Genomic DNA, 19,918 nt, shown 5'->3' with positions numbered 1-19,918 from the left:
TGTAAATCTCACTTATAGTCCTATTTGAATTTCCCGATAAAATAAAAGACAACGGAAAGTATAACACTTATCAGAATAGAAGTCATAAGTGGAAAATAAAATGTCGTGTTTTCTTTTTTGATGATAATATCACCCGGCAACTTCCCCAATTTGATGAATTGCATCAGAAAGCCGATCACCAGGATGATTCCACCGATGACCATCAAGAATTTCCCCGTCACTTGTCCGGCACCTCCAGCTGGAAGTGGTCATAAACGAGATGAGTGACGACTCTTCCCCTCGGCGTCCGCTGGATGAATCCAATCTGCAGCAGGTAAGGCTCGTATACATCTTCAATCGTATGTGACTCCTCCCCTATACTCGCAGCGATGGTATCAAGACCCACAGGTCCTCCCCTGAAGCGCTCGATGATGCCTTTAAGAAGCTTATGGTCAATGTGATCCAGGCCAAGCTTATCGACTTGAAGCAGTTCAAGTGCTTCCCTTGACAGAGAGGTGGTAATTTCCCCATCGCCTTTTACCTGGGCAAAATCCCTTACCCTTCTGAGCAATCGATTGGCGATACGGGGTGTCCCCCTCGATCTCTTCGCCAATTCTTCAGAAGCCGCCGCTTCGATCTTCGTGTTTAAAATCGTTGCGGTCCTCTGAACAATTTCGTTCAACTGTTCTTCATTATAATATTCCAAACGGCATAAAACACCAAATCGGTCTCGAAGCGGAGCCGATAATGCTCCGGCACGGGTCGTCGCCCCCACTAAGGTGAAAGGTGGAAGATCCAGACGGACAGATCGTGCACTCGGGCCATTCCCGATGACGATATCCAAACAAAAGTCTTCCATGGCGGGATATAGAACCTCTTCTATGGCCCGGGGCAACCGGTGGATTTCATCGATGAACAATACATCACCCGGCTCGAGTGCCGTCAGCACTGCGGCAAGGTCTCCCGGTCTCTCGATGGCAGGTCCTGAAGTGGTACGCAGGTTCACACCCATCTCATTGGCGATGACAGCGGCAAGGGTCGTTTTCCCCAACCCAGGCGGACCGTAAAGAAGGACATGATCCAGGGTTTCCTGACGCATCTTTGCCGCTTCGATGAAAACCTCCAGATTATGCTTCACCTTATCTTGCCCAATATATTGTTTTATCGTCTGAGGACGCAAGGAATATTCAAAGGAGTCTTCATGTAATTCTGATTCGCCCGATACGATCCGGTCTTCCATTTAAACTTCCTCCTTCCATACCATTCACTTATTTCAATAGAAGCTGAAGGGCCTTTCGGATGATCTCGTCCGACGAATGCCCTTCGCCTTTCAGCTTTGGAGTGATTTTCTTAATTTCACGTTCAGAGTAGCCAAGGGCTTTCAGGGCAAGGATCGCTTCATCAAACGCCTCGTCCTTCCCAGGTGACGCCTCCGCTTCCACAGGATCCGAGAAAAGGCTAGGGAAATAATCAGGCACGACATCCTGAAGCTTCCCTTTTAAATCCAGGATCATCTGACGGGCAGTCTTCTTCCCGACACCAGGAAACTTCGTCAAGAAACTTTCATTCTCTTCCTCAATGGCCGTGATCACCTGCTGAGGGGCGCCCGATGCCAAAATAGCCAGCGCCCCCTTCGGACCAATTCCCGAAACATTCAATAGTTTCATAAAAAGCAGCTTTTCTTCAATGGCAAGGAACCCATAAAGGGCAATAAGATCTTCCCTCACATGCTGATATGTAAAAATCTGAATCTCTTGATTTTGATATTTTGAATAAACAAATGGATTCGCGGTATACAACTGATACCCGATCCCATTATTCTCCACCACTACGTATTCAGGACCCACTTGACTGACTGTCCCTTTTATATATTCATACATTCCATTCTCTCCCCATACGGTACATATCGCTTACATTCATCTTTTTCTCTCATCCATATTCAAAAGACATATAAAATCTATTGTATCATATCACTATTTGAGAGGATGGGAAAGAGAGTTCAAAGAGAAACACTTGTTCTAATTTTATCAAATATTGGTTGTAATGGGGAGGGAAAATTCTGCAATAAAAAAACCAGTGTCATGTGCACTGGTTTTCATTCCTATTTAGGGACGGAATAGGGTTTATATTGTTCAAGAACCTCTTCATATTCCTGCTTCGACTTGATGGGAATGCCCTTGACCAGATCATCATGGCGCTTACTTTCAAGCTTCTCTACATCAATTTGAAAGAAGGATTGAATGATCTCTGCCTGTCCCGGTTTCCCGTTGAAAATGGACAGTACCCCTTTATCGGATATACCGAAATATCCATTTGTTTTTAAAAGAGGGGAAATATCATCCATCTTTTTCTGAAACACGATTTGTTCTTCCGTCATATCCATCAGTTGCCAGTCATCATAGGCAGCCCAGAAGTCTTCCATACTCCAGATCGTTTCCTGTACGATTTCCTCGCTCACTTCCCCATCGAGATATACTCTCTCCAGTATAACCGTGACCGTATGGGCGGATGCGACCTCAGCAGGCGTTTCATTCAGCATCTCCAGGGAACTTCCGTCAGCAGCCTGTTTCTCCTCTGTATAAAAAAAAGTGAAATAAAATGCACCGATTAACAACAACACCATAAACACGATTCGAACCTTCATCGTCATCGTGATCACCTCGAACTTGATTTATGTAACCCTCTATCCACTAGTCTTACCAAAGCCTGTTAAGAATATCCAAACTCCTTCAAACTTTTTAGGGACGGACCTTCATTCGAAAAGCAAACAAAAAAGGACTACTTAAAGAGAGGTTTCTTTAAGCAGCCCATCAAAATTATCGGTTCATGCGGTCCTTCACAGATCGGAACATATCATGAATATCAAAGTTGATCCCATCCCTCGGACCACCGTCACGTAAATCATTATCAATGTTTCTCACCCGGCTGAACGTCCCCTCATCTGTCACCACAGAAACCGTTCTTCCATGAAGATAAGGCTGCACCGCTTCTTTCACACGGGCTTTTGTTTCCTCGGTTTTACTATGATCTTCCACTTCTACAGCGATAAGGACATCCGATCCATAGGCGACGGCACGTACGTCACTGACGTTCTCTACTTTCCCTGTTACGTCCCCTATTTTCTCGGCCAGGTCGCCTTCATACGCTGTATAATAGGATCTTCTGGCATCCCTCGTATTATCATCAAGATGACCATGATAGTTTGCATCACCGTGGCTCGCACGGCCATCCCGTGCTAGGAAGTTCTGATCATAATCGGCAAGCGGCCGTGACGGGTTCTTTGGATTTCCGTTCTCATCCCTCACTTGAAGGAACTTTCGTTTCTGATTTCGGATATCCTTTCCCTCTTTGCCGACAGAATGATCATACATTTCAGTCAGAGGTCCGTCCCTCTCATCCCGGTTGTCTCCCCCATGTCCATCGTTGGAGTAGAAACCGAGTGGCTCGTAGGAGTCTGAATAGCGGTCTTGAGCTTTTTCTTCACCGCTATTACATGCAGCAAGACCGAGGGTCATAACGGCTGTTAACGGTACCATGAATAATCGTTTATTCAATGGTGATTCCTCCTTCAACCCAAACTTTGAGCATACGATCTGCTCACCATTAGGTTGTGAAAGGAGGTTATAATTCATTCGAACAAAGTTTGGAGACATCCCCTACAATTGGGTATTGATTCTCTTCAATTCAGCATGAAGCTCCTGATTGAATTGCATCCTCAAGGGAAATTGCTGCATTGTCAAATCTGTTAAATATCCCCATACACGTTGTTTATAATGCTGATCTTCCCTGATGAACCGATTCCACTCCCTGAACACGTCTGATGGATACATCAATCCGATGTAAAAGATCAGATGATCGGAATAGGACTCAAACGGCTTCATCTTCTTAATTTCACTGAGTGACCATTTCAAATATGGGGAAATCCGGTTGCAGTATTGCAGATCATCCGTTATCTCCGTAGAGCGGGACATAAGATCAAAATCGATGATATACACAATACCGTTTTTCCCTCTCAAAAAATTATGATGCGCCACATCTCCATGCGTGATGCAGTCACTATAATCATGCAGGCCGATGGATTTTAATTCTTTTAACGCCCATTTGCCCCATTCTAAATAAGTATACAAATAATAGGGCTGGATGAATGCCTGTAAATAGGGGAGATTATATTGAAACTGAATCATTCGCTTTTTCCATTTTTTCAACCATTTGTACTGAGGGATTTCTTCAGTCCATGACCCCTGGATCGTCTTTGAGATGGCATGATACCTTTTCAATACCTTTAATGCATCTTCCCTGTCTTTTGGCTGATCATAACGGATGGGGCTCGAGGTTTCCAACCACATCGTAATACCGATGGGAAACCCTTCAAATAGTAATAATTCCCGCTCATGTATAGGGTGAAACGGAAGTACGTGATAAAACTGTTCTCTTAACAGGGCTGAAATCAGCCGTTCCTGGAGTATGAATTTCAATTGATTGGGGAACCGTTTGACAAACCATTTTGTTCCTTGGCTTGTCATCACCCATTTTCCCTCTTTTATACTTTTCAGGGATGCCCCGGGATCTTGTAGCTTAAATTGTAAAAAAGAAAGGAGACGATGTGAATAATCGTCCCCTCGTGCGAGCATATTATCCCTCAAAATCATCGTCATTGAAGTTCGGCATGGCAAATGCTCTTGGACCGAACATTCCCGGTGATCCCATCTGCATTCCCGGCATCCCTTGCATACCCTGACCTTGCATTCCTGGCATCCCTTGCATACCCTGACCTTGCATTCCTGGCATTCCCTGCATACCCTGACCTTGCATTCCTGGCATCCCTTGCATGCCCTGACCTTGCATTCCTGGCATCCCTTGCATGCCCTGACCTTGCATTCCCGGCATTCCTGGCATGCCTTGACCTTGCATTCCTGGCATGCCTTGCATGCCTTGACCTGGCATTCCTTGCATGCCATATGGCATCATTGGTTGATGCATCATTGGACCATACTGTGGACCACCGCATCCGCAATCACCCTGGTCACTTGCTCCCATTACATTGGATGGTTGACCCATAGGCGATTGCGCACCCATCACTCCTGTCGGCTGACCCATCGGCGATTGATATCCGTTCATGGAAGGAGACTCTTCTGACATCGCCCCCTGTACCTGGCCTCCAGGTCCCATCGGATAACCGCCCGGCATGAATCCAGGTCCCGGCATAACTGGGGAGACTGGATAACAATTTCCCGGGTAAGGCATGTATGGAGCCTGCTGCTGCGGCATTTGAACGGATGGATAGTTCTGATCAGATGCACCCATTACTCCGGTTGGCTGCTGCATTGGCTGCTGCATTGGTTGCTGCATTGGTTGCTGCATCGGCATTTGCATCGGCATTTGTCCGTGAGGCATATACGGCATGACAGAAGAAGATTCCTCATCATAGCCCATTTGTGGCATCATCGGCATATTTTGCATTCCAGGCATCGATTGAGCACCTTGAACCTGACCGCCTGGCCCCATTGGCATTCCCTGCCCCATCGGCATCCCGTATCCTGCTCCAGGATGCATTCCTCCATGCGGCGGACAGAATCCTGATCCTGGCATGACAGGTGATACCGGTACGCAATTATTCGGGTTATAATACATAGGCTGGGTGTTCCCTCCTTGTGGTTGTGATGGCATTTGTAAGCTTTCTTCTTCTTGAACACCTTTCACGGCTTCTTGCTTTGGTTTTGGCTGTTCTTTCGCTTTAGGGAGTACATTGGTAGGTTTAGGCGGCGATTTGGGTTTTGGCATTGGTTTTGCCTGCTGTTTCGGTTGCTGCACTTGCATGTTCGCCATATTCATCATGTAGTAATTGTTAATATCAATTTCCGGGACTACTGGTTGAGGCATTTTTGGAGTAAATGGCTTTTGGACTTCTTTCGGCATTTCTTTCTTTGCTTCCTTTACTGGCATGGCCATAGGCTTTTGCTCTTTGAAAGGATGCTCTGCTTTTGGCATCTCTTTCTTTGGCATTTCCTTGGATCCGTATTTGATTTGTGTCTCTTTTTTCACGGATCCGCCCGCAGTCGGCACTTTTATTTTCATGCCGGGCATGATCATATCAGGGTTTGAAAGCTGGGCATTCATTTGTTTCAACTCTTCAAAATTCACGCCATACTTCTTGGCGATTTTCCAAAGAGTATCCCCTTTTTGAACAATATGGATTTTCACTCTGTTTCCCTCCTCAGGCATAAGTCTATATATCCTATGACAAGATAGGCAAATTGCTAATCATCTACATAAAAACTTATGAGATATCAAAAAAAAATATACCGTCCCGAGAAATGGGACGGTATATTTCAGATTGCATACATGATATTTTCACCTGCATTAAGCACGGATCAACATGCGTTCTAAAGCGAAAATCGCATTTTTTGAGACTTCATCATCCACTTTGATAATGTTTTGGGGATTTCCTTCCATCATTTTTTCCAATGACCACAGGAGATGTGGCAAATCGATTCGGTTCATCGTTAAACATGGGCACATGTAAGGATTCAAAGAAACAATCTTTTTATCCGGATGTTGATCGATCAATCTTTTGACAAGATTCATTTCTGTACCAATGGCGAAAGCTGATCCAGGGGGAGCCTGCTCAATCGTCTCTATGATATATTTTGTGCTTCCATTCAGATCGGACTTCTCAACCACTTCGCGGCGACATTCCGGATGGACGATGATCTTCATATCTGGATGATGAAGGCGGATGTCTTCAATATTCTTCTCTGTGAAATTTTCATGCACTGAGCAGTGACCTTTCCATAGTATCACCTTTACATGTTCAACATCCCCATCGTAAATGAGCTCGTTTCGTATAGGATCCCACACGGCCATCTCATGTAAGGCAATACCAAGATCAGCCGCCGTATTACGGCCCAAATGCTGGTCAGGCAAGAAGAGGATACGCTGTTTCTCCGAAAGTGCCCACTTCACCATTTTATGCGCATTGGATGAAGTAACCGTGGCACCACCATTCTTACCGACAAAGCTTTTAATGGCTGCAGTCGAATTCACATAGGTAAGAGGGATGATCGTTTCTCCATATACCTCCATGAGCTTCTTCCACGCCTTTTCTGTTTGATAAATATCCGCCATATCCGCCATGGAACATCCAGCCCTCATATCCGGTAAAATGACCGACTGATGATCCTCGGTTAAGATGTCTGCTGTTTCAGCCATAAAATGAACACCGCAAAACACAATATACTCTGCCTCTTTATTTTGTGCGGATATTTGTGCAAGCTGAAGTGAATCACCGACGGCATCTGCAAATTGTATCACTTCGTCCTTTTGGTAATGATGACCTGGAATAAAAAGCTTCTTTCCTAATTGGTGCTTTATTTCCCTCACTCTATTTTCCATCTCTTCCGTCGAGAGACTCGTGATCGATTCTGGCAATGCGCCTGTTTGTTTCGTTAATTCATCCAATAACCCCATGTTCATACCCCTTTCCCTATCCTTACTCTTGCACTGATATCAAGCGATTTCACAGAGTGTGTCAAGTAACCGAGGGAGATATACTGAACGCCAGTCTCTGCATAGGCAGGTAGACTCTCCCAGGTAATACCTCCGGATGCCTCCGTCACGATATGAGAAGGCACGAGCGGTATCCAATCACGGATCGTCTCCGGAGTGCAGTTATCGAACATGATGACATCGGCACCACTTTCAATCGCTTCCACTAATTGTTCCTTCGTTTCAATCTCCACTTCCACTTTCACCATATGACCGATTTGGGTTTTCACCTGCTTCACAGCCTCACTGATCGATCCAGCAAAGGAAATGTGATTATCCTTTAGCATTACCGCATCATAGAGACCATTTCTATGGTTAAACCCACCTCCGGTCCTGACAGCGTATTTCTCAAGCATTCGGAGTCCTGGCGTTGTTTTCCTTGTATCACATAATCGGACACCACTGCCTTTCACGTGCTCAACAGCCCGATACGTTTCCGTTGCAATACCGCTCATCCGCTGGATCAGATTCAGGACCACCCGTTCCGCTTGGAGGAGATCTCCCATGGGACCGGTGATTTCAGCAATCCTTTGTCCTGCTTCTACCCATTCACCATCTTCGACGAACAGCTGGACGGACACCGAAGAGCCGAAAAGGGAGAAGCCAATTTCCACTACATCCTTCCCACAGAAAACCCCATTTTCCTTCATTAGTAATGAAAATGACCCTTCATCACCTTTTCTGAACAAGGCATCAGACGATACATCACCATCTCCAAGATCTTCCTTATAAAATTCTTCAAGCATAGATTTTAGTTTCATTTTGTTCATGATATTCCACCCTCAATCGTCCATCATTGTTTTGCAGGACCGTTTTCCGTTTGAACCATTCATCATGATCTTCAACGGGGAAATCTGAGCGTATATGACCTCCCCTGCTCTCCCGCCGTAATAAAGCAGATTGCGTAACAAGTAAGCTAACAATCCACATAAAATACGTGTGAATTTCTTCACGTGAATTAACATCAATGTGCTCCCTGAATGTAAGCGGCTGTTCTTTCAACCATTTTAAATGGGCAAGTAAACCTTCTTCGTGCCGAATGATTCCCACGCGATTCATCATTCCTTCTCTTATTTCATCAGAATGAAAAGGAATATGCAGAGAATTTCCCTCTTTTATGTCATCTACAGGAACATGAGGAGAGCATCCTGCTCCCTTTTGTATCAGGAGATTCCCCAACCTTTCACCATATACCAATCCTTCTAACAATGAATTACTAGCCAGTCGATTCGCTCCGTGAATGCCACTGCACGCTACCTCTCCGATTGCGTACAATCCTGGTATATTTGTCCGTCCCTCATCATCCGTCACGATTCCCCCCATGACAAAATGACAGCCCGGAGAAACAGGGATCATTCCATCCTCGATTGAGATTTGATGTTTTAGGCATAGAGCGGATATCGAAGGGAATTTCTCCTGAAAATCTTTTATTCCTCTTATATCCAGATACACGCTTTTGCCCATTTGTCGTTCCTTATGAATACACTCTGCCACCACATGACGGGGCGCAAGTTCCAAGAGCGGGTCGACTTCCTCCATGATTCTCTTTCCCTCATCATTCAAGAGAATGGCGCCTTCCCCTCTTACCGCCTCTGAAATGAGCCCGCATGTTCTCCCGTTCACCCAAAGAAGGGTAGGGTGAAACTGAATGAATTCCATATCTGAAAGCTTAGCCCCTGCAAGAAAGGCAAGAGCCATCCCATCTCCCGTTACAGCCGGATGATTGGACGTAGAGGGATACAAACCGCCGATCCCTCCAGTGGCAAGCACTATATGGGGGGCATAATAAGAGCGGATTGCCTCATCCTTATTCTTCGTTTTCACCCCGCAGCAGCGCCCCTTGTCATCTTTGACAAGTTCGTAAACCATTTCTCCTTCAACGAATTCAACCTTTTCTCCTGAAAGGGATTTCAAAAGAAATTCCACTAAATATTTACCTGTCTGATCTCCACCGCTGTGAAGGATGCGCTGTTCACTATGAGCCCCTTCCATCCCAAGAGACAGACTTCCATCCTTTTGCCGATCGAATGGTGCTCCATCCTTCAACAAGGATTCTACAATCATTTTTCCATCTTCTATGAGCCGTTTCACACTATCTTCGTCCTGATGATAGCGTCCTGCTTCCAATGTATCTCTGAAATGGGCATGGACGGAATCCTTTAACCCTAAAGGTGCCGCAATGCCTCCTTGAGCAAGGTACGAGTTCCCGCTTTTAATTTTATCCTTTGTGATAATCATCACATAAAAATGGTCTTGAAGCCGGCGTGCCAATTGCAAAGCGGCAATGCCACTCCCTATGATGATAATATCGGCTTTTTCCATCAAAAAACCCTCCTGATTATTTACAGGTGTCTTGACACATATATTTACACATATTTAAACTAATGACAAGAGTTTTTTACAAGACTCATATATTCAGACAATTCCATTAAAGGCGGTTTACATGATGAACTATTTTGATTACGCTGCTACGACCCCTGTAGACCCTGAGAGTTTACGTGTCTATCAGACCGTAAGTGAAGAGTTCTGGGGCAACCCGAGCAGTCTTCACGATATTGGGGGAAAAGCACAGCAACTCCTGTCAAATTGCAGAGAGAAATTGGCAGACATGCTCGGTCTTCCCTCTAAAGGGATATACTTTACTTCCGGAGGAACTGAAGGGAACCAATTGGCGCTTGTCACACTGGCCCTCTCAAGATGTGAAAAAGGAAAACATATCATCATCGGAGGTGCCGAGCATTCGTCACTTCATTCCGCTGCCGGTTTTCTTGAACAATGGGGTTTTACCGTTACGAAAATTCCTTACAACTCTAAAGGGTTTGTTGATCTTGAGCTTTTTGAGGAATCCATAACAGATCAGACGACCGTAGTATGCATCGGACACGTCAATGGAGAAATTGGAACAATACAGCCACTACATGATATAAAAAATATCCTTCGAACCACTGACATTCTGCTTCATAGTGATATGGTTCAATCATTTGGAAAAATGGATATCACTGAGTGCACTTCCCTAGTGGACAGTTTTACCGTTTCGTCACATAAAATTTACGGCCCCAAAGGGGTAGGAGCTCTTTATATCAACCCTGCCCTCGACGTCTCTCCGATGATGCCGGGCCAGACACATGAGGGGGGTTTCAGGGGAGGAACCGTGAATCTTCCGGGGATAGCAGGATTTGTGACAGCCGCAAACATGTGCCATGACTCTTTTTCAACTCCCCATTATGTGGAGCTGAGGAATCATTTTTTATCCCGACTAGAAGCATTACTGCCAGATTCTTATACCCTTTACGGAGGTCCTGAGCACGTACAGCTCCCTCATGTCATCGGTCTTGGAATTCACGGTCTTGAGGGTCAATGGCTCATGCTCGAATGCAATAGGAGAGGAATTGGCATATCCACCGGCAGTGCCTGTGGGGCAGGGTCACAGAATATGTCTAAGACGATGGCAAGCATGGGAGTCAGTCAAAGAGCAGGAAAAGAATTTTTCAGGATCTCTTTCGGAAGAGAAACAGGGAAAGAGCAGATAGAGACTTTGGTCCACACGTTAGCTGACATACATGCTTCATATGTCTCCTTAACTTGAGATTCAACTTGTGGTATGATTTCCTATATGAATTTGGGACGGAGGAGATATCTTTGACAGGAAAAAAAATCCTTGGGGATGAAAGAAGAAAATGGATCCTCGATAAACTTATCACGGAACAGGCCCCTATAACAGGTGGAGATCTCGCCAAGCAGTCCAATGTCAGCCGGCAAGTGATTGTAAGTGACATTACGCTGCTGAAAGCAAAAGGTGAACCGATCATCGCAACAAGTCAAGGATACTTATATATGCCTGCTTCGAATCAGGACACCATGATTGAAAGAACCATTGCTTGTCAGCACACCCCTGACAAGTCGGAAGAAGAGCTCTTCTTACTGGTTGACCACGGGGTCACTGTCAAGGATGTAAAGATCGAACACGGAGTTTACGGGGATCTGACCGCATCGATCATGGTATCGAACCGAAAAGAAGTAGAACAATTCATGAAGAAAATAGATGATACAGGCGCTTCCTTTCTCTCCGAGTTAACCGATGGCGTGCATTTACATACGATCATGGCCCAATCGGAACAAACACTTGAAAGAGCTGAAAAAGCGCTTCATGATGCAGGATTTTTAATTTCGAATGATCATTAACGTCGTTGCTGTGACCCGAAAAGGGGCCAGAAGACCGACAAAAAGGCAGAATCCATAAAGGAATCTGCCTTTTTATTATTGATCCAATAAATAAGAAGAATATGTACCGATCATTTTCACCTTGCAGCCAAGTGCCTCCATTTCATTGATGGCGCCGGGCAGAAGGACATCATCCAATCCTTGAGCCACATCAATCAAGAAGAAATAATCGCCTAGCCCGGTTTTAAGGGGTCTTGATTCAATTTTGCTCAAGTTCAGCTGTCTCCAGGCAAACGTGGACAACACTTGGTGGAGTGCTCCCGATCGGTCTTTCGGAAGGGTGACCATCAAAGTCGTCTTCTCCATTGTTTTTTCCTGACCTGATAGTGTCAGCGGTTCAGCCTTCTTATGCAACACAATGAACCGTGTATGATTATAGGCAAAATCATGGATGTTTTCATGCAGGATGTTCAGCCCGTACTTTTCAGCTGCCAGCTCATTTCCGATCGCACCGAGAAAGGTCTCAGGATGCTCACTCACATATTTAGCAGCCGCAGCTGTACTTGTCGTTTGTTCCAGAGTAGTCCCCTTAAACTGCTTATGTAGAAACTTATGGCACTGCGCCAGTGCGTGAGAATGAGAGAGGACCTTCTGAATATTCTCTTTCCTCCCGCTCCATTCAGGGTGGACCATTAAATGCTGCTGAATGGCCGACGTCAACTCTGCGACAATCGATAGGTCTGCTTCATGAAACAAATAATCCACCGTAATATGCACCGAGCCTTCCAACGCATTCTCTAATGGCACTACGGCATAATCCACTTCATTCTCTATCACCGCTTCAATACAATCGGGGATCGTTACGTACGAAACGGTTTCTTCTTCAGGGAAAGCCTTCTTGACTGCTAAGTCTGTAAAGGAAGCTTCCGGTCCTAAGTATGCAATCTTCACTCTGATCTTCCTCTCACTCACTTGAAATTTATTGAACATTCTAACACGTAAAGGGGTAAAGGGGAAGGATTTCTTATAAAAAAAAGAAGCGTCAGGCTCCGGAACCCAACACTTCTACCTTCTCCACAAATTCTAATCTTCTTAGCTTTGAGAGTAAGTCTTCCAATCCGATCGTCAGGTCCGTCACGTTTAAGGAGAGCGTCACATTCGCTCTTCCCTGTAACGGGATCGTCTGATGGATCGTTAATATATTACAGCCATGCTTGGCCGTTTCACTTAATAGGTGAGACAACGTGCCTGATCGGTCCTCCAAATGAAAGAATAACGTGATGATTCTCTCCTTCACCACAGTATGGAAAGGAAAAACGGTATCCCGGTATTTGTAAAAGGCACTCCGGCTAAGATCTACCCGGTGGACCGCTTCCCACACGGAATCCGCCTTGCCCCTTTCGATTAATTCTTTTGCATCCAGGGTTTTCTTCATCGCTTCCGGCAACACGTCTTCACGTACTAAATAAAATTTGCCTTCTTGAAATTTTTTCCCCAATGACGATTCCTCCAATTGTCTAGCTGCAGAGGTCAAAGGCAGCATGCCCCTTTAAAAACCGCTTTCGCTTTCTATTGTAGAGCAGGTAGCAGCAGCCGCCACCTGCTATCTGTCTGAAATAGGTGAAGGATGGACTTAATCTACAAATTCGAACTCGTATTTTATTAATCGGATCGTATCGCCATTTTTGGCACCACGTTCACGAAGGGCATCATCTACACCATAAGAACGAAGCTGTCTGGCGAAACGTCTTGCCGAGTCTTCACGTGAGAAATCCGTCATTTTGAACAAGCGTTCTATTTTCGCACCTCCGACCACGAATGTTCCATCAGGATCACGCGTGATCTCGAAGTCCCTCTGCTCTTCTTCATGCTTGTAAACAACACGGTGAATCCCAGTCTCTTCTTCTTCATGGATCGGGAATTCATCAGTCGTTTCCACTTTATCCGCAACGGCATACAACAGTTCAGCAAGACCCTGTCTTGTAACCGCTGAGATAGGGAAAACAGGATAATCCTCCTGCATCTTTTCTTTGAAGATCTCAAGATTCTCTTCTGCATCCGGCATGTCCATCTTATTCGCAACGATGATTTGAGGTCTCTCCGTTAAACGAAGATTGTACTGCTTAAGCTCTTCATTGATGGTCAGATAATCCTCGTATGGATCTCTTCCTTCCATTCCACTCATATCAATCACATGCACAATGACGCGCGTACGTTCAATGTGACGTAGGAACTGATGACCGAGCCCGACGCCTTCGTGGGCACCTTCGATCAATCCAGGTAAGTCTGCCATCACAAAGCTTCTTCCATCACCCGTTTCTACCATCCCTAAATTCGGAACGATCGTTGTGAAATGGTAAGAAGCAATCTTAGGCTTCGCTGCTGACACAACGGAAAGTAATGTGGACTTCCCAACGCTAGGGAATCCTACCAGTCCGACATCAGCCAGAAGCTTCAATTCCATAACGATATAACGCTCTTGTCCCGGCTCACCCTTCTCAGAAAGCTCCGGTGCAGGATTGGCCGGAGTCGCGAAGCGGGAATTCCCTCTTCCTCCACGGCCGCCTTTCGTGATGACGGCACGTTGACCATGCTGCACAAGATCCGCAATTGTTTCTCCAGTATCGTCATCCTTCACAACGGTACCCGGCGGAACTTTGACAATCATATCCTCCGCATTGCGCCCATGCTGATTCTTACTCATCCCGTGCTCACCACGAGGTGCTTTGAAATGACGTTGATAGCGGAAATCCATTAAGGTTCTTAAACCTTCATCCACTTCGAAAATGACGTCTGCTCCATGACCGCCATCTCCTCCGGCAGGACCGCCTTTCGGTACATATTTCTCACGACGGAAGGCAACCATACCGTTTCCGCCGTCACCGCCCTTTGTATAAACCTTGACCTGATCTATAAACATACTTTCACTCCTAACTGATCCGTACAGTCGTCCTATTTAACGACAACATGAACGACAAGAACCTCTTCTTGAAGTTGTTCTATTTCTATATTTTCTCCGTTTAATTGTTGATTCTTAATCCAGTCTTCCACCATGCTTGTACTCTTTAGTATACCTGTGAAATCAAATATAAAACGGGATTGTTCTTTTGTAATGTCCAGTAAGATGGATAATTGATTCTCTACATTGTTCATTACATTTGATTCAAGGAATTCCAGAAACTCCTTGCACCAGTTGTAAAGTCTTCGGTCTTCAAGTCCATGTGCCGACTCGATCCGAAGGACTTCAAACTCCAGCTTGATCAAATGTCTTGACCAATTATAGGTTAATATCCATTCTGCCAATAGTGGAAGCTTTAGATTCGATAGCTTCGACTCATTTTGTGCAACGAGAACCATTTCCTCGATTACCTGCTTCGCCCGTTCCACACGGTCAAGATCCAGGTTCCCTTTAATTAATTGCAAGTCGTTCATCCAGTCGTGGCGAGCATGCCTCAATGCCTCGACTACACCCCAATTTTCGCTCATAATCTAACTCCTATACTTTAAGTGCTACCTGTAAGTATATCAAAGATAGGCGTGATGCGTATATTGTTTCTGTGAAATTGGTGGGTGGGGGATGATGGATTCTTAATGAATTGAAAATAAATCTCTCGTTTTGAAAATAAATGCACGAGAATTGAAAATAAAATTCTGTTTTTGAAAATAAAAGGGGCAAATTTGAAAATAAATCTCTTTGTGCAACTAAAATTTTAATCAAATTCTATCTATTTTAACCCTAATACTCACTAAATTCTCCCTAAGTCAGCAGTTTCAGACGTAATCCATCTAAAAAACATCAAAATCCGAGCACACACTTCTCTAATAAAAATAAAACTCTAACCGAAAGTCGGTTAGAGTTTTCGTTAAAGATATGCGATTAAGCTTCATTCGCAACTGGGTATACGCTCACTTTTTTCTTGTCACGACCCATGCGTTCGAAACGAACAACACCGTCGGTCTTAGCGAAAAGTGTATCGTCGCCACCACGGCCGACGTTTAGGCCTGGATAAATTTTTGTACCGCGTTGACGGTAAAGAATTGATCCACCAGTAACCATTTGACCGTCTGCACGCTTAGCACCAAGACGCTTTGCAATAGAGTCACGACCGTTTTTAGTCGAACCTACTCCTTTTTTAGACGCAAAAAACTGAAGGTCTAATCTTAACATCTGTTCCACCTCCTACTTTTTGAAGGTTATTTTAATAAACTCACTGTAGTCTCGTTCAATCGTTTGGAGGCTGATAAGCATGCTGTTCAACAGCAGCTGAATCTTGCCCTCTGTTTCTTCCGGAAGGTCATCAGGGATGACACAGCGAAGGAATCCACCATCAGAAGATTGCTCGATGGACGGTTCAACACCGGTTAACGCCATAATGGCATTGATACTGCCGAATGAAACAGCAGAAGCACCTGCACAAACAATGTCTTGCCCATTTTCGGCAAAATCAGCATGTCCATCCATAGAGAAAGAACGGATTCTTTTCTTGGAGGAACACTCTACGTAAACGTTAATCATGATATCACGCCTTACGCGTTGATTGTGTCAATGACAACTTTAGTGTAAGGTTGACGGTGACCTTGCTTACGACGGTAGTTCTTTTTCGCTTTGTATTTGAATACTACAAGCTTTTTCGCGCGGCCTTGTTTTTCAACTTTCGCTGTTACAGTAGCTCCATCCACTAAAGGACTTCCTACTTTAACATCGTCACCACCAACGAATAGAACTTTGTCAAAAGTTACCGTATCGCCTTGCTCAGCGTTTAGCTTCTCGATGTAGATTTCTTGACCAGCTTCTACACGGATTTGCTTACCACCTGTTTCGATAATTGCGTACATAATCGCACCTCCTTATAAACTCAGACTCGCCAATGACAGGTGTTGGATTTCTCCACACTTATGTACCTGTAATGTGCGGTTGTAGCACGGGTGCTACAATCAATAACATTAGAATCCTATCATATAAATGAATACACTGTCAATAACATTCATGAAATTCATATGATTTTCGTTATATGATAATACGGATGATCGTGAGTGATTTTCGTTAAGGTGATTTTTTTATTCAATGCGTTCTGAAGTCTATCAAGGTGAATGCCCTGTTTTCCTGCAAACACATCCACTACTTCTTGGGTGGCCTCCACTTGGATTTGTGAAGCATCCAGTCTTTCACATTCCCACAGTTCCCGTTCGAGCTTGAAAGCCATCGTTTCAGGACTCATCACCCTCCCTGTCCCGTGGCATACCGAACAAGGTATGGTCAAGGAAGCAGCGAGGGGCTGACGGGTCCTTTTTCTGGTCAATTCCAGGATCCCAAGTTTCGTGAACCCGACGATGGTTGTGCGCTGCCGGTCAGAGAGAAGGGCTTCTGAAAGTGATTCAATCACTTCATTCCGATGAATCTCCTTCTTCATATCGATGAAATCAATCAGGATCATCCCACTCAAATTACGAATAGTCAGCTGTTTGGCCATTTCTTTTGCCGCGAGTTTGTTCGTTTGAAGGATGGTGCCTTCTAAATTGTCTTTTCCAGTGAATTTTCCTGAATTGACATCTACCACCGTCATCGCTTCCGTTGTTTCTATGACTAGAAAGGCCCCGTTCTCCAGCCACACCACTTTCTTCATTGCGGTTTCCCAGATAGAGAAGATTCCATATTGTTTAAAAATATTTTCGCGACCTTGATAAAGCTCGAATCTCCATTTTTCTTTAGTCTCTTCCCCACACATCTCCTCCACCTGAAGCATGCTCTCATACTCATCGAAGACAATTTTGCCTCCCCCGCCTTTTTTCAGATGTTCGTGGAGATCTTCATAAAAGGTATCCTGCCGTGATAGGAGGGACGGACACTTTGCCCTTAGGGAAACTTTCTGAAGACGTTCATAAAGAGATCGTAAAGCGATTAATTCTTCATGTAAATCGGCTTCCTTCACACCGGAAGCATTCGTACGCATCACAACGCCTTCTTCCGGACGTTTCCATTCATTCCCTAATCGTCTTAACACCTTTCGATTCTCATCATCCACTTTTTTGGATACCGCGACATAGTGACCTTTAGGCATATATACCATATGTTCGCCCTTCATTTCAATGACCGCAGTCAACCTGGCGCCCTTTGCCCCGATCTCATCCTTGGTGACCTGAACGATGATTTTCTGACCTTCGTGGACACATTTACTGATCGGCACCGGAGGACTTCCCGCGTGATACGCTTCTACATTTTGTGGGAAATCCTTTTCGTGGAGGTACCCGTTCTTCCCCTGCCCGAAATCGATGAAGGCCGCACCAAGTCCTTTTTGTACCTTGTCGACTTTCCCCAAGTAAATATTGCCTGTTAAGCTTTCTTCTCCAGGCTGATATGTATATAAACCGATGATTTCATTATGTGAACGATGTACCCACCGTTTTTCCCTGCTTTTACTATGTACGATCATTTCTTCCACAATGGAACCCTCATTTCTTTAATGGATGCCCTGAACAACAGAAAAAAGGGTTGAATTCAACCCTTTTAATCAGTATGCCCTTATTTTATACGGTTCGTCAATATAAGTAGAGTAGATCCTTCGTTTTGGCAGAAGTCATCTTTTCAGCAAAAAAGGCGTGGAGAAGTTCGTTTTCATCGAGCTTCCCCACTTCGACTCCTTTCTCAAATACAACCAGGGGATGCTTGACTCCGCGCTGAAACCGTTCTACCACTGTAATGATGGAATCATCACTTTCAATGGGTAATGGCCGCAACTGAACAAATTGATGACTCTTCCCGTAATACCTCTCTAATAAGAACTTCATGAACGCATACCGCCTCTGTTTCCAGTCCACCCAAAGGGAGAAGTAAAGGAAAGAAAGGACAATCCACAGATTCAGGTGCAAGGGAGCCGTCATGAGCACAATCAGATGAAACAGTAGTAGTAAACCAAATGAAAAGAGGAGCGTGTATTCATACGCTCTCAAATAATTGAACTTGGTAGCAAGCATCAAAGAAACCATCTTCCCGCCGTCCAGCGGCCAGATGGGAAGGAGGTTAAACAGTAACACCATCATATTTAATTGAAAGAAAAGCGAAAAAACATCCTGACTGATCACACCAAAGGAGTGGAGTCCCCATCCTAAGGCAATGAGCCACACATGCTGCAGGGGGCCAGCTACCACCACCAGGAACTCCTCCTTTAATGAGCGATTCCCGTGCTCATCCATCTCCGCCACCCCGCCAAAAGGTAACAGGGCGATTTTCTTCACTCTCCAGGAGAAGGACTGGGCCATTAATCCGTGCCCCAATTCATGGATGGTGATGATGACGAGCAGAAGAATCAGCTCGAAAAAGTGCGCCGTCATGATGGCAATCCCGATCACAAGCCACAACAATGGATGGACGTAAAACTTCTTCATAAGTGAAATGATATTAGTCAAATGACATCACCTGTATCGGGTCGATGAATTCATCTCCCATTTTAATGGCAAAATAAAACTCTCCAGACGCTTCGTCCTGACTGCTTGAGGAAACCTTCCCTACAAGAGAGCCCTTCTCGATTGATTCATACTGTTTCACATCAATCGATTCCAAGTTTCCGTACCAGGATTCTGATTGATCTGCATGTTGAATGACCACTGTATTCCCCAGCCCCTCCTTCTTTCCTGCAAAGATGATCAAGCCTCCCTTCATGGCGGTCACATCTTCACCCAGAACGGTTTGAAGCATGATGCCCTGCCCGTTTGTCTTAAAATTCTCTACGACTTTCCCAGAGGCAGGTCTCGCATATTCGGCACTTTGTGTGGAGGTGGACTTTTTATCCGCATTGCTGGCAGGCAATAAGGCAAGTGGTTTGCCGAATTGATCTTCATACCAGGTGGATATAGCGGCGAATTGAAATTCTGTATCCATCGTCTTCATCACAACAGACTTGGCCTCGTTAAAAACCGGAGAAGGACTCTTGAACATGATGGCCGTCACCAATACCATGATCCCCGCTCCGAGAATTTTCAGCATAAAGGTTTCCTTTTTGAAAAGTGGATGAACGCCTTCCGGTGGAGGACCGCCTTCAAAGCTGGTTTGACGCTCCAGTCCATAGCGCTCCTCATCACTCGGCAAAAAGTAGGTCGGGTGCTGCGTCCCCCCTGAATTCCCCATTTTTTTTCGTTTTGCTATCCGTTTACGTATTTCATCCGCACGATTCCCCATGTACACCATTCCTTTTTGTAAGGTATTGTTTCATAACCATTGATCTCTTAACTCTGATCA

The 19,918-nt window shown here is 45.0% G+C and carries 22 protein-coding genes and 1 other annotated feature; of the genes, 2 read left to right on the top strand and 20 right to left on the bottom strand.

Going from position 1 to position 19,918, the window contains the following annotated elements; all coding sequences use genetic code 11:
- Window positions 1-20 precede the first annotated feature (20 nt).
- The 10 genes from LCL96_RS03150 to nadB form a co-directional block, all read right to left on the bottom strand.
- The gene (locus tag LCL96_RS03150; RefSeq protein ID WP_263628096.1) at window positions 21-203 is read right to left on the bottom strand and encodes a DUF2905 domain-containing protein; all 183 of its coding nucleotides are present in this window, start codon (window positions 201-203) and stop codon (window positions 21-23) included.
- A 14-nt stretch (window positions 204-217) separates the two neighbouring features.
- Complete coding sequence (gene ruvB / locus LCL96_RS03145; protein WP_224940011.1) at window positions 218-1,219, bottom strand: Holliday junction branch migration DNA helicase RuvB; 1,002 nt, start codon at window positions 1,217-1,219, stop codon at window positions 218-220.
- Between the two features lie 28 nt (window positions 1,220-1,247).
- Window positions 1,248-1,859, bottom strand: a complete 612-nt coding sequence (gene ruvA, locus LCL96_RS03140; RefSeq protein WP_224940010.1) for a Holliday junction branch migration protein RuvA — start codon at window positions 1,857-1,859, stop codon at window positions 1,248-1,250.
- A gap of 221 nt (window positions 1,860-2,080) precedes the next feature.
- Window positions 2,081-2,629: an intercompartmental signaling factor BofC gene (locus LCL96_RS03135; protein WP_224940009.1), complete on the bottom strand. Its 549-nt coding sequence runs from the start codon at window positions 2,627-2,629 to the stop codon at window positions 2,081-2,083.
- A 166-nt stretch (window positions 2,630-2,795) separates the two neighbouring features.
- Window positions 2,796-3,533 (bottom strand): YhcN/YlaJ family sporulation lipoprotein, encoded by a 738-nt coding sequence (locus LCL96_RS03130; protein WP_224940008.1) that lies wholly within the window; start codon window positions 3,531-3,533, stop codon window positions 2,796-2,798.
- Between the two features lie 102 nt (window positions 3,534-3,635).
- Window positions 3,636-4,502, bottom strand: coding sequence for a phosphotransferase (locus tag LCL96_RS03125; RefSeq protein WP_224941274.1), 867 nt, complete (start codon window positions 4,500-4,502; stop codon window positions 3,636-3,638).
- Window positions 4,503-4,611: 109 nt separating this feature from the next.
- Window positions 4,612-6,180, bottom strand: a complete 1,569-nt coding sequence (safA, locus tag LCL96_RS03120) for a SafA/ExsA family spore coat assembly protein (RefSeq protein ID WP_224940007.1) — start codon at window positions 6,178-6,180, stop codon at window positions 4,612-4,614.
- Between the two features lie 159 nt (window positions 6,181-6,339).
- The gene (gene nadA, locus LCL96_RS03115) at window positions 6,340-7,446 is read right to left on the bottom strand and encodes a quinolinate synthase NadA (RefSeq protein WP_224940006.1); all 1,107 of its coding nucleotides are present in this window, start codon (window positions 7,444-7,446) and stop codon (window positions 6,340-6,342) included.
- 2 nt (window positions 7,447-7,448) lie between these two features.
- Complete coding sequence (gene nadC / locus LCL96_RS03110) at window positions 7,449-8,294, bottom strand: carboxylating nicotinate-nucleotide diphosphorylase (RefSeq protein WP_224940005.1); 846 nt, start codon at window positions 8,292-8,294, stop codon at window positions 7,449-7,451.
- Entirely contained in the window at window positions 8,263-9,846 is a 1,584-nt protein-coding gene (gene nadB, locus LCL96_RS03105; protein ID WP_224940004.1) for an L-aspartate oxidase, read from the bottom strand. Before nadB ends, nadC begins: the two co-directional genes overlap by 32 nt.
- A gap of 121 nt (window positions 9,847-9,967) precedes the next feature.
- On the opposite strand from nadB, the gene LCL96_RS03100 reads away from it, so the two are divergent.
- On the top strand, window positions 9,968-11,110 hold the full coding sequence (locus LCL96_RS03100; RefSeq protein ID WP_224940003.1) for an IscS subfamily cysteine desulfurase: 1,143 nt from the start codon (window positions 9,968-9,970) through the stop codon (window positions 11,108-11,110).
- Between the two features lie 53 nt (window positions 11,111-11,163).
- Window positions 11,164-11,706, top strand: coding sequence for a transcription repressor NadR (locus tag LCL96_RS03095; RefSeq protein WP_263628045.1), 543 nt, complete (start codon window positions 11,164-11,166; stop codon window positions 11,704-11,706).
- 75 nt (window positions 11,707-11,781) lie between these two features.
- Here the strand turns inward: LCL96_RS03095 and pheA are convergent, their stop codons facing one another.
- From pheA to LCL96_RS03045, 10 genes are all read right to left on the bottom strand, one after another.
- Complete coding sequence (pheA, locus tag LCL96_RS03090) at window positions 11,782-12,636, bottom strand: prephenate dehydratase (protein WP_224940002.1); 855 nt, start codon at window positions 12,634-12,636, stop codon at window positions 11,782-11,784.
- 91 nt (window positions 12,637-12,727) lie between these two features.
- Window positions 12,728-13,183, bottom strand: coding sequence for an ACT domain-containing protein (locus LCL96_RS03085; protein WP_044339521.1), 456 nt, complete (start codon window positions 13,181-13,183; stop codon window positions 12,728-12,730).
- 135 nt (window positions 13,184-13,318) lie between these two features.
- Window positions 13,319-14,605 carry a GTPase ObgE gene (gene obgE / locus LCL96_RS03080; RefSeq protein WP_224940001.1) on the bottom strand — a complete coding sequence of 429 codons (1,287 nt, stop codon included), beginning with the start codon at window positions 14,603-14,605 and terminating at the stop codon, window positions 13,319-13,321.
- Between the two features lie 32 nt (window positions 14,606-14,637).
- Window positions 14,638-15,171, bottom strand: a complete 534-nt coding sequence (locus tag LCL96_RS03075; RefSeq protein ID WP_224940000.1) for a Spo0B C-terminal domain-containing protein — start codon at window positions 15,169-15,171, stop codon at window positions 14,638-14,640.
- A 391-nt stretch (window positions 15,172-15,562) separates the two neighbouring features.
- Window positions 15,563-15,853 carry a 50S ribosomal protein L27 gene (gene rpmA, locus LCL96_RS03070; protein WP_032087495.1) on the bottom strand — a complete coding sequence of 97 codons (291 nt, stop codon included), beginning with the start codon at window positions 15,851-15,853 and terminating at the stop codon, window positions 15,563-15,565.
- Window positions 15,854-15,865: 12 nt separating this feature from the next.
- A complete protein-coding gene (locus tag LCL96_RS03065; RefSeq protein WP_224939999.1) occupies window positions 15,866-16,201 on the bottom strand; it encodes a ribosomal-processing cysteine protease Prp in 336 nt (111 codons plus the stop codon).
- A gap of 11 nt (window positions 16,202-16,212) precedes the next feature.
- A complete protein-coding gene (gene rplU / locus LCL96_RS03060) occupies window positions 16,213-16,521 on the bottom strand; it encodes a 50S ribosomal protein L21 (RefSeq protein ID WP_224939998.1) in 309 nt (102 codons plus the stop codon).
- A 12-nt stretch (window positions 16,522-16,533) separates the two neighbouring features.
- Window positions 16,534-16,612, bottom strand: a sequence feature (ribosomal protein L21 leader region).
- A gap of 67 nt (window positions 16,613-16,679) precedes the next feature.
- On the bottom strand, window positions 16,680-18,116 hold the full coding sequence (locus LCL96_RS03055) for an Rne/Rng family ribonuclease (protein WP_224941272.1): 1,437 nt from the start codon (window positions 18,114-18,116) through the stop codon (window positions 16,680-16,682).
- 106 nt (window positions 18,117-18,222) lie between these two features.
- Window positions 18,223-19,089: a M50 family metallopeptidase gene (locus LCL96_RS03050; protein WP_224939997.1), complete on the bottom strand. Its 867-nt coding sequence runs from the start codon at window positions 19,087-19,089 to the stop codon at window positions 18,223-18,225.
- Window positions 19,082-19,858: a M23 family metallopeptidase gene (locus tag LCL96_RS03045; RefSeq protein WP_224939996.1), complete on the bottom strand. Its 777-nt coding sequence runs from the start codon at window positions 19,856-19,858 to the stop codon at window positions 19,082-19,084. The genes LCL96_RS03050 and LCL96_RS03045 overlap by 8 nt, the downstream gene beginning before the upstream one ends.
- Between the last annotated feature and the right edge of the window lie 60 nt (window positions 19,859-19,918).

The organism is Rossellomorea aquimaris, assembly GCF_020172085.1.
GTDB lineage: Bacteria > Bacillota > Bacilli > Bacillales > Bacillaceae_B > Rossellomorea > Rossellomorea aquimaris_E.
Note: the sequence above shows the minus strand (reverse complement) of the source record. Positions and strands in the feature narration are given on the sequence as shown.